This is a genomic window from Vicinamibacterales bacterium (assembly GCA_036496585.1).
In the GTDB taxonomy this organism is placed as follows: Bacteria; Acidobacteriota; Vicinamibacteria; order Vicinamibacterales; family 2-12-FULL-66-21; genus JAICSD01.
In genome coordinates, this window is record DASXLB010000026.1 from 1 (window position 1) to 2300 (window position 2300).

The window sequence follows — 2300 nt, forward strand, 5'->3', positions numbered from 1 at the left end:
GGTACCTGCATGCTCGCGTACGGCATCGTCTTCGTGCTCCTACTCGGTGAGATCGACCTCTCGGTCGGCTACCTCGCGGGCATCGGCGCGCTGGTGGTAGCCGAGCTCCAGCTCCCCGGCAGCAGCTGGCAGACGAACGGCATCCTCGCGATGCTGGCCGCCGTGGCGGTCTGCGCCGCGATCGGCGGTGTCCAGGGCTCGATCGTGGCGTTCGTCGGCGTTCCCTCGTTCGTCGTCACGCTCGCGGGCTTCCTGATCTGGCAGGGCGTGATCCTGAACACGCTCGAACAGCGCGGCACGATCATCATCCAGGACCGCTGGATCAACTACACCGACCTCTACGTCTTCTCGCCGGCGGCCGGCTGGGTGATCGCGGCGATCTTCACCGCCCTGTATCCGCTCAGCATCCTCTACAAGAAGATCGTCGCTCGTGGCACGCAGATCGCCCAGCAGAGCTGGACCTCGGCCATCCTAAAGACGATCGGCATCGGGATCGCGGCTTTCGGGACCGTTGCGATTTGCAACCACGGCAAGATCATCTCGACGCCTCTGGGTCTGCCGCTCGCCGGCGTGATCATGGTCTTCTTCTTCGTGCTGCTGACGTTTCTCGCCAAGTGGACGACCTTCGGCCGGCACGTGTACGCGGTCGGCGGCAGCGCCGAGGCGGCGCGGCGCGCCGGCATCAACGTGCCGCGGGTCCGGGTGATTGTGTTCGCGCTGTCGGGCGCGATGGCAGCGATCGGCGGGATCATCTTCGCCGCCCAGGTCAACTCGGTGGCGCTCACGTTCCCGCCGGGCAACCTGCTCCTGAACGCGATCGCCGCCGCGGTGATCGGCGGCGTCAGCCTCTTCGGCGGCCGCGGCGAGGTGCGCGGTGCCCTCCTCGGCGCCATCCTGATCGGGACGCTGCAGAACGGCCTCAACACGCTGAGCATCTCGAACGGCTGGATCTACATCGTGACCGGGCTCGTGCTGCTCGGAGCGGTGACGCTCGACACGGTCGCGGTCCGGCTGCAGGCGCGCTCCGGCCGCTAGCGCTAGCCGCGGAGCTTGCGCAGAACCAGCGCCGCGACCTGCTTGCCGAGGCTGCGGCCTGCCGTCACGTCCGACGGGACGTCGATCCCGTCGGCAACCGGATCCGCTGACTGCCGCATCTGGTGTGCGTACGAGCGACCGGTGAGCGCGGCCAGCACCCTGCCCGCCGCATAGGCGAAGGCGGTTCCCTCGGCGACGCCTCCGGGGGACGGCGGCGTGGCGACGGGCGGTGACCACGCGGCGCCGTCGACCCAGCGTCCCCGCGAGAGCACGTCGACCTTGCCGTCGCGGAGCTCGACCAGGCCCGGGACGAGCGGCAGGCCGTCCGCGCTGTAGTGCGGCTGCTTGCGATCGCTCGACTGGCCCTGGAACGCGAGATAGCGGATCATCGAGATCGGTCGCGGCGGCTGGTAGAGGCGCTTCGCTCCCCAGGCGGCGACCGCGGCGTCGTTGAGCGCGCCGTCGACGCCGAGGTAGAGCCGGATGTCCTTGGCGAGGTCGCCGGTCGCACCGTGTGCGGCGAGCGAGTTCCACGTCAGCGGCGACCACGCCCGCGGCGCGGCTCCGTCGGCCGAGGTCTCGCGCAGGACGGCCACCGCCGCCCGCTTGTACGCGGCGCTCGACGGATCCTGCAGCGGCGACGCACCCGGGTCGATGGGAGGGCCCCGGCGTGAACGGGGAAGCGCGAAGCTGCGTACGTGGCCCCATTCCGCGCCGGCGAAGCTCTGGACGTCCGCCGGCACCGCCGCCAGGCTGTGCGGCTGGATCGCCCCGAGCGCCAGCGGCTGCCAGAAAGCCGCGTTCTCCACGGTGGAACCGGCTGCGTGGACGATCAGGGGCTGGTTCTGCGAGGTGAACGTCGGGTCGGCGTAGTGCAGCGACTCGTTCGAGCCGTCGTGCCGACCGGCCGCGATCGCGGCCGCGGCGATCCGGTTTCCGACCGTCGCCGGTGAGTTCCCTGCCCTGATGCTGAAGTCGGGCGAGTAGCAGAGCGCGCGCAGCTCTCTCGTCAGGAGAGCGAACGTCCGGCTCAGGTTCGAGTCGAAGGAGGCGTCCCAGACAAGCACCCGGTAGGCGGCGTAGCTGATTGCCGCGTCGCGGCCGGAGGCGCTGTCCCCGGCGCGCGCCTTCCAGGCGTCCCACATCGCGGAGGAGACATCGAAGAGGTCGCGCGCCTGAACCGGCTCGCTCGCGCCGCCCGACCGGAGCGCGTCGACGGCCGTCTCGTCCCAGACGGTCGCGATCGAACGACCGCCGGTCGCCGG

General features: G+C 70.5%; 2 protein-coding genes. One reads left to right on the forward strand and one right to left on the reverse strand.

Annotated features, from left to right (window positions below; translation table 11 throughout):
* Window positions 1-1035: hypothetical protein (locus VGI12_08685; GenBank protein ID HEY2432739.1), on the forward strand; the 1035-nt coding region annotated here is incomplete at its 5' end.
* 2 nt (window positions 1036-1037) lie between these two features.
* On the opposite strand, the gene VGI12_08690 is transcribed toward VGI12_08685, so the two are convergent.
* On the reverse strand, window positions 1038-2300 hold a 1263-nt coding region (locus VGI12_08690), incomplete at its 5' end, for a hypothetical protein (GenBank protein ID HEY2432740.1).